This is a genomic window from Actinophytocola sp., from assembly GCF_050699915.1.
Classification (GTDB): Bacteria; Actinomycetota; Actinomycetes; order Mycobacteriales; family Pseudonocardiaceae; genus Actinophytocola.
On sequence record NZ_JBOHGA010000273.1, the window covers coordinates 1 to 7,153 of the forward strand.

General features: G+C 71.6%; 8 protein-coding genes. 1 reads left to right on the top strand and 7 read right to left on the bottom strand.

The features are described 5' to 3' along the window. Nucleotides 1–127: 127 nt before the first annotated feature. Complete coding sequence (locus ACRDSK_RS29875) at nt 128–601, bottom strand: cupin domain-containing protein (protein WP_431444701.1); 474 nt, start codon at nt 599–601, stop codon at nt 128–130. Nucleotides 602–645: 44 nt separating this feature from the next. On the opposite strand from ACRDSK_RS29875, the gene ACRDSK_RS29880 reads away from it, so the two are divergent. Continuing rightward, nucleotides 646–1,731 (top strand): dihydrofolate reductase family protein, encoded by a 1,086-nt coding sequence (locus ACRDSK_RS29880; RefSeq protein WP_431444702.1) that lies wholly within the window; start codon nt 646–648, stop codon nt 1,729–1,731. On the opposite strand, the gene ACRDSK_RS29885 is transcribed toward ACRDSK_RS29880, so the two are convergent. From ACRDSK_RS29885 to ACRDSK_RS29910, 6 genes are all read right to left on the bottom strand, one after another. Continuing rightward, on the bottom strand, nt 1,712–2,566 hold the full coding sequence (locus tag ACRDSK_RS29885; RefSeq protein ID WP_431444703.1) for an alpha/beta fold hydrolase: 855 nt from the start codon (nt 2,564–2,566) through the stop codon (nt 1,712–1,714). The two genes, ACRDSK_RS29880 and ACRDSK_RS29885, sit on opposite strands and share 20 nt — an antisense overlap. A 70-nt stretch (nt 2,567–2,636) precedes the next feature. Beyond that, complete coding sequence (locus ACRDSK_RS29890) at nt 2,637–3,497, bottom strand: MaoC/PaaZ C-terminal domain-containing protein (protein ID WP_431444704.1); 861 nt, start codon at nt 3,495–3,497, stop codon at nt 2,637–2,639. Between the two features lie 6 nt (nt 3,498–3,503). Further along, nucleotides 3,504–4,538 (bottom strand): 2Fe-2S iron-sulfur cluster-binding protein, encoded by a 1,035-nt coding sequence (locus ACRDSK_RS29895; protein ID WP_431444705.1) that lies wholly within the window; start codon nt 4,536–4,538, stop codon nt 3,504–3,506. Continuing rightward, nucleotides 4,531–4,842, bottom strand: coding sequence for a hypothetical protein (locus tag ACRDSK_RS29900; RefSeq protein WP_431444706.1), 312 nt, complete (start codon nt 4,840–4,842; stop codon nt 4,531–4,533). Before ACRDSK_RS29900 ends, ACRDSK_RS29895 begins: the two co-directional genes overlap by 8 nt. Before the next feature lie 22 nt (nt 4,843–4,864). Next, nucleotides 4,865–5,989 carry a Rieske 2Fe-2S domain-containing protein gene (locus tag ACRDSK_RS29905; protein ID WP_431444707.1) on the bottom strand — a complete coding sequence of 375 codons (1,125 nt, stop codon included), beginning with the start codon at nt 5,987–5,989 and terminating at the stop codon, nt 4,865–4,867. Nucleotides 5,990–6,104: 115 nt separating this feature from the next. Continuing rightward, nucleotides 6,105–7,153 (bottom strand): FAD-binding protein (locus ACRDSK_RS29910; RefSeq protein WP_431444708.1); only part of this gene is annotated, 1,049 nt, incomplete at its 5' end.

Here is a 7,153-nt window from a genome sequence, read left to right on the forward strand (position 1 = left end):
CAACCCCCGCGAAAGGACACCAGAACACCCAGCGGCCCCAACGCCGCAGTTCACACCTGCCCAAAGCCAGCCACCACATGCGAACCGGGCCACACCCCTCACCCGAGGGGCAGATGAAAGATCGAGGCTAGACCATGTACTGGTCGTGCTTCGCGAGGAACTCGGTGTACTCCTCGGGGGACAGCTGGCGGCCGGAGTCGAGCAGCTCGGCCAACTCGCGGAAGTAGTCCTCCCGCGGCGGGGCGGGCGCGAAGAGGATCAGCATCTGCGCACGGGCGTCGCTCTCGTTGCGGAAGGCGTGGATGCCGCCCTCCGGCACGTACAGGAAGTCGCCCGCCGAGGCGTTCACCCACCGCTCGCCGTCGTAGAGCCGGACCGTGCCCTCGGTGATGTAGAACGACTCCGAGAACGTCTTGTGGATGTGCGGCTGCGGGCCGCCCGCGCGCGGCGCCATCGTGTACTGGAACAGTCCGAACTGGCCGCGCGTCACCGATCCCGGCGCCACGAAGGCGTTGGTGACGGTGGGCCGGACGAGCTTGTCCACCTCGCCGATCGGGTGGTAGGTGGCGCTGATCTCCCCGGTGTCGCCCACGTAGGACACGCCGTGCTCCCCTCAGGTCGTGATCTGCCACGATGGTACGTGTCATGACCAGCCGTCCCTACGTTCTGCTGAGCTGCGCGTCGTCGCTCGACGGGTACCTCGACGACGCCACCGACCGCCGCCTCGTGCTGTCCAACGACGCGGACTGGGACCGGGTCGACGAGGTCCGCGCGAGCTGCGACGCGATCCTGGTCGGCGCCAACACGATCCGCCGCGACAACCCCCGGCTGCTCGTCCGGTCCGCGGCCCGCCGCAGACGCCGCGTCGCCGAGGGCCGGCCCGAGAGTCCCGTGAAGGTGACGATCACCGCGTCCGGCGACCTCGACCCCTCGGCCGCGTTCTTCGCCACCGGCGAGCAGCTCGTCTACGCGCCCGACGGGACCGCCACCCCGGGTGAGACCGTGCCGATGGGCGAGCGCGTCGACCTCGCGGCCGTGCTCGCCGACCTGGCCGGGCGTGGGGTCGCCCGGCTGATGGTCGAGGGCGGCACCGGTACCCACACCGCGTTCCTCACCGCCGGGCTCGCCGACGAGCTGCACCTGGCGATCGCGCCGTTCTTCGTCGGAGACAGCGACGCGCCCCGGTTCGTCCACGACGGCCGGTTCCCTTGGCACGCCGAGCACCGCGCCACGCTGGTCGAGATTCGCGCGATCGGGAACGTGGCGCTGCACCGGTACCTGCTCAGTCAGTCCGAAGTAGACAGACATTGGCTGCGCGCGGCGATCGAGCTGTCCACCCGCTGTCCTCCGTCGGAGACGGCGTTCGCGGTCGGGGCGATCGTCGTCGACGCACACGGCGACGAGCTCGCCCGCGGCTGGTCCCGGGAGTCCGGCGGCACCGAGCACGCCGAGGAGGCCGCGCTGGCGAAGCTCGACCCGGCCGACCCCCGCCTGGCCGGCGCGACGATCTACAGCTCGCTGGAACCGTGCGGCCGCCGCGCCTCCCGGCCGCGCACGTGCACCGAGCTGATCCTCGCCGCCGGCATCCCGCGGGTCGTGTTCGCGCTGCGCGAGCCGCCCACGTTCGTCGACGGGCGGGGCGCCGAGCTGCTCGCGGCCGGCGGCGTCGAGGTGGTCGAGCTACCCGACCTGGCGCCCGCGGTCCGCGAGGTCAACCGCGAGCTGCTGTAGGCAGGAACCCCGCGAGGGTGCGCACGAACGCCTCCGGCTCGTCGAGCCACGGGAAGTGACCGCAGCCCGCCAGCACGGCTGGCTCCGCGCGGGCGAACAGGTCCGCGTACTCCCTGGCGCGCCTGGGCGGGAGCCCGACGTCGTACTCGCCCGCGACGAGCAGGACCGGCGCCGCCAGGTCGGCGAGCGCGGCCCGGGTGGCCGGCGGGTCGAGCGCGCCGTCGGAGTAGTACGCGCGGGCTGCGTCGACGTTGAGCTCGCTCGCCTCGCGGGCCACGTTGGCCCGGGCGGCGACGTCCCACCGGCCGTAGCTGAAGGGCGCGATCGCCGCCCAGTCGGCGTCGGTCGGCTCGCCCGACCAGATCCGCTCGAAGCCGGCGAAGGCGTCCGGGAACCACGACTCGCCCCGGCGGGACTCGGCGACCTCGCGGCGATCCTGGTCGGTGACCTCGATGCCGACCGGCCGCGGGCTGGGTGCGACCAGGACGAGCCGGTCGACCCGGTCCGGATGGCGGGTCGCGTAGAGGACCGCGAGGGCGGCGCCCGCCGAGTGGCCCAGCAGGTCGATCCGGTCCAGACCGAGCCGTACGCGCAGCGCCTCGACGTCGTCGACGAGCCGGTCGCACCGGTAGCTCGCCGGATCCGCCGGCACCGCCGAGTCGCCGGTGCCGCGCGGGTCGAGCCGCACCAGTGAGCGGAGCGCGGACAGCCCACCCAGGTCGCCGAGGTACGCCGAGGACTGCATCGGTCCACCGGGCACACAGACCACCGGGTCGCCGTCGCCGGTGCGATGGAAAGCGAGCCGCGTGCCATCGCCGGCCTCGAAGATCACCATGGTTTGCGATCCTATTGCCTGGAAGGAGGCCATCAGGACGTTCAGCGTCTGGAAGGCGTCCTTCCAGGCGCTAGGCGAGGGTGAGCACGGTGTCCGCGAGCACCGGGGCGTCGTCGCGTTCGGCCGCTGTGGTGGTGAGCGTGTAGCCCGTGTCGGTGGTCCACACCCGGATCCGCAGCGTCTCGCCCGGGAACACCACGCCGGCGAACTTCGTGGCGAACGAGGCCACCCGGGTGACGTCGCCGTCGAGCATGCTGTCCACGACCGCCTTGCAGACCATCCCGTAGGTGCACAGCCCGTGCAGGATGGGACGGTCGAAGCCGGCCCGCGCGGCGAACTCCGGGTCGGCGTGCAGCGGGTTGCGGTCGCCGCACAGCCGGTAGAGCAGCGCCTGTTGCGGCAGGGTCGGCGTCTCGATCACCCGGTCCGGCGCACGGCCGGGTACCGCCACCGATGCGGACGGACCGCGATGCCCGCCGAACCCGCCCTCACCGCGAGCGAAGATCGACGAGCTGGTCGTCCACAGTGGAACGCCGGTCGCGTCGACGACCGTCGTCTCCTGGACGATGACCGCGGCCTTGCCCTTGTCCCACACGTCGGCGATCCGCGACCGCGCCACCGCCGCGCCCGACGCCGGGAGCGGCCCGCCGACGGCGATCGACTGGGTGCCGTGCAGCACCTTGGACAGGTCGAGCTCGATGCCCGGAAAGCGCACCGCGGGCGGCTCGAAGGTGCGGAAACCCGGCGCCACCACGCCGAACGTCGGCAGCACGCGCAGCCGGTCCTCCAGCACGAACGCCAGCTCGGCGGGGTCGGTCGGCGACGCGCCGGCGCCCAGCGCGAGGTGGTAGAGCAGTACGTCCGAGGTGGTCCACGAGAACCTGGTCTCGCCGAGGTCGGCGCCGATCGCGACGGTCGGGTCGATGGGCATGCGGCCTCACTCGTAGCTGACCTCGACGGCATCCGTCACCGGAACGGACTGGCAGGCGAGGACGATGCCGTCGGAGATGTCCTCGTCCTCCAGCACGTCATTGTTCAGCATCTTCACCTCGCCGGCCACCAGTCGGCACGCGCACGCGCTGCACGCCCCCTCGCGGCAGGAGTACGGCGCATCGATGTCGTTGTCCAGCAACAGGTCCAGCAGTTTCGTCTCGGCCGGCCAGTCGAGCTTGCGGCGCACGCCGTCCAGTGTCACCTCGACGGTCGCGGCGCCGCGGGTCTGCGCCGGCGGCGCCGGGGCGGCCTTCTCGAACGGGTTGGCGCCGAGCGACTGGAACCGCTCGAGCTTCACCCGACCCTTCGGCACCCCGAGCGAGGTCAGCGCCTCGCGCACGGCCGCCATGAACGGCTTGGGCCCACACACGAAGGCATCCAGCTCGGCGTACGGCGCAGCGATCGCGGCCAGCGCGGGCGCGGTCGGTAGGCCCTGCACGGACTCCAGCCAGTGCAGCACGACGAGCCGGTCCGGGTGCCGCTCGGCGAGCGCGGCGAGCTCGCCGGCGAAGATCACCGAGCGGTCGTCCCGGTTGGCGTAGACCAGCACGACCCGCCCGGACCCGGCGGCGAGCGCCGACTTCACGATCGAGACGACCGGGGTGATCCCGCTGCCGGCGGCGAACAGCAGCAGACCGGCGTCGAACGAGCGTGGCGTGAACACGCCCGCCGGCGGCAGCGCCTCGACCTCGCCCCCGGCGGAGATCTCGTCGCAGAGCCAGTTCGAGCCGTACCCGTCGGCGGTGCGCTTGACGGTCACCTTCAGCCGGTCGTCGGTGTGCGGGGAGCTGGACAGCGAGTAGCAGCGGGCCACCGAGCCGCACCGGTCGCTCGGGATCCGGATGGTGAGGAACTGACCGGGCCGGTAGGCGAACGCGTCCGCGTCCGCACCGTCCACATCGAACTCGAGTGAGCAGGCGTCGGCGGTCTCCGGGATCACCTGGGTAACCCGCAGCCGATAGGAGCGCTGCTCACGCATCGGGCACCGCCAGCCGGCCGTCGGCCACCGCGTCCTCGATGCTCGCCCGCAGCTTCGGGCAGGTGTCGATCCGCGCGCCCAGCTCGCCGGCGGCCACCCGGGCGGCGAACTCCGGGCAGGTGGCCGCCGGGTCGGACGACCACTGCACGCTCGTCTGCGCCGCACTCGCCTTGCGCACCCGCACCTCGGACAGGCACGCGCGGCAGCGCACCGTGGTCAGGCCGGACTCGAGGAACTCCCGGGTGTTCGCGGCGACCGCGCCGGGATCGTGGTGGTCCGGCGCCTTGGCCCAGTTCGTCGGCATCACGGTTCCTCGCCAGCTCGCCTCACGTGACCTCGGCCTCCCGGCGGGCCAGGTTCTCCGCGACCTCCCGCTCCCACGCCTCGTTGGCGCGCGTGGTGTCGACCTCGAACTCGAAGCGGTTGGTCATCTCGTCGGTGACGTCCTCGGTGTCCACATAGAACTGCTCGTACCAGCGGCGCAGCTGGTAGACCGGGCCGTCCTCCTCGCACAGCAGCGGGTTGTCGATCCGGGTCTTGTTCCGCCAGATCTCCACGTCCTGCAGGAACCCGACCCCGAAGCTCTTGGCCAGCTTGCCGGCGACCTTGTCCGCCTTCTCCTTCGCCAGCCCGGGCAGCTTCTTCACGCTGACGCCCCACTGCAGCACGAACGAGTCGGCGCTGACCGGGTAGTGACAGTTGATCAGCACGGTCTCGATCGTCGTGCCGTGGTAGTCCTGCCACAGGTCGTTGATCATGTAGGACGGCCCGTAGTAGGAGGCCTCGGACCTCAGCGTGACGTTCTCGGCCGCGTAGCCGGCGCCGGCGACGTCCGGGCGGCCGCGGGAGTGCAGGTACTGGGTGGCGACGTGGCCCTCGAACACGTTCTTGAAGTAGGTCGGGAACGCGAAGTGGATGTAGAAGAAGTGGGCCATGTCGACCATGTTGTCGATGATCTCGCGGCAGTTGGAGCCGTCGATGCGGACCGTGTCCCAGGTCCAGTCGCTCCACTCCGGACCGGACGCGCCGTGCGTCTCGGGGATGACGATGTCGTCGGGCGGCGGGTTGCCCTGCGGGTCGTGCCAGACGAACAGCTGTTGGTTGCGTTCGAGCGTGAGCCACGAGCGGGTGCGGGCGCGCAGCGGGATCCTCTTGGCGTAAGGGATCCCGACGCAGCGACCGTTGCCGCCCCAGCGCCAGTCGTGGAACGGGCAGGCGATCGCGTCGCCCTTGACCGTGCCCTGCGACAGGTCGCCGCCCATGTGCCGGCAGTACGCGTCGAGCACGTTGAGCGTGCCGTCCTCGGTCGCGAACACGACGAGCTTGGTGCCGAACGCCTCGACCGCGTGCGGCTTCCCGTCGCGGTAGGTCGACGCGAGGCCGAGGCAGTGCCAACCACGAGCGAACCGAGTCCGCGGCTCCCCGACGTCGATCGTGCGGAAGTTCGTCATGCTGTGCCGCCTCCCCGGATTTCACCCTGTTGGTCGCCTTGAGCGTTGCCATCCGGTTCAAGCACGTACTTGTGGCTGGGTTGCGTCCCGTTCCCCTTAGGTGCGGTTGGGCGTGTCATGCCTTGGTCTCCAAGATGTCTTTGGCCGCCAGGTAGCCGAAGGTCATCGCCGGGCCGAGTGTCGCACCCGGGCCGGCGTAGGTTCGGCCCATCACCGGCGCCGCGGCGTTGCCGGCCGCGTACAGGCCGGCGATGTGTGTGCCGTCCTCGCGGAGTACCCGGGCGCGCGGGTCGGTACGCAGCCCGCCCTTCGTGCCCAGGTCGCCGGGGACGATGCGGACCGCGTAGAACGGCGGCTTGGCCAGCGGCGCGAGGCAGGGGTTGGGCCGGTTGCGCGGGTCGCCGTAGTAGCGGTCGTAGGCGCTCTCGCCGCGGTGGAAGTCCTCGTCCACCCCGCTCGCCGCGAACCCGTTGAACCGCCGGACCGTCTCTTGTAGAGCGTCGGACGGGACGTCGATCTGCGCGCCGAGCGCCGTCAACGTGCCGGCCCGGTACACGGCGCCGTGCTTGTACCAGCGGCCCGGGAAGGGCTGGCGCGGGCCGAGCCCGGCGAAGATGTAGCGGTTGCGGTACCGCTGGTCGACGATCAGCCAGGCGGGGATGTGGCTCACGTCCTCGGAGTGCTTGTCGTACATGGCATGCACGGCGTCGACGTACGGGGCGGCCTCGTTGACGAACCGCTCGCCGGCCTGGTTCACCATGACGCAGCCGGGCAGCGTCCGCTCGGCCAGGCAGAAGTAGGGCCCGCGAGGCAGCACGATCGACGGGCCCCACCAAGCGTCGTCCATGACATCGGTGGCCGCGCCGAGCTGCATGCCCGCGTCGATGCCGTCGCCGGTGTTGGTCTCCGCGCCGACCGTCCACTCGGTACCGACCGGCGGGCGCTGGTACTCCTTGCGCATCCGCTCGTTGTGCTCGAAGCCGCCGGTGGCGAGGATGACACCGAGCCGCGAATGGATCGCGCCCCGCGGAGTCTCGACGCCGGTGACCCGGTCGTCCTCGGTGCGCAGCGCGGTTAGCGGGGTGTCCAGCCGCACCGGCACGCCGGCCTCGCGCAGCCCGGCCCGCAGGCCGCCGGCCAGCGCCTGGCCCATGGTCAGCAGCC

Coding starts and splice junctions, on each gene's coding strand:
- ACRDSK_RS29890 (WP_431444704.1), bottom strand. CDS start 3,497: ATGCCCATCGACCCGACCGTCGCGATCGGCGCCGACCTCGGCGAGACC.
- ACRDSK_RS29900 (WP_431444706.1), bottom strand. CDS start 4,842: ATGCCGACGAACTGGGCCAAGGCGCCGGACCACCACGATCCCGGCGCG.
- ACRDSK_RS29885 (WP_431444703.1), bottom strand. CDS start 2,566: ATGGTGATCTTCGAGGCCGGCGATGGCACGCGGCTCGCTTTCCATCGC.
- ACRDSK_RS29880 (WP_431444702.1), top strand. CDS start 646: ATGACCAGCCGTCCCTACGTTCTGCTGAGCTGCGCGTCGTCGCTCGAC.
- ACRDSK_RS29905 (WP_431444707.1), bottom strand. CDS start 5,989: ATGACGAACTTCCGCACGATCGACGTCGGGGAGCCGCGGACTCGGTTC.
- ACRDSK_RS29895 (WP_431444705.1), bottom strand. CDS start 4,538: ATGCGTGAGCAGCGCTCCTATCGGCTGCGGGTTACCCAGGTGATCCCG.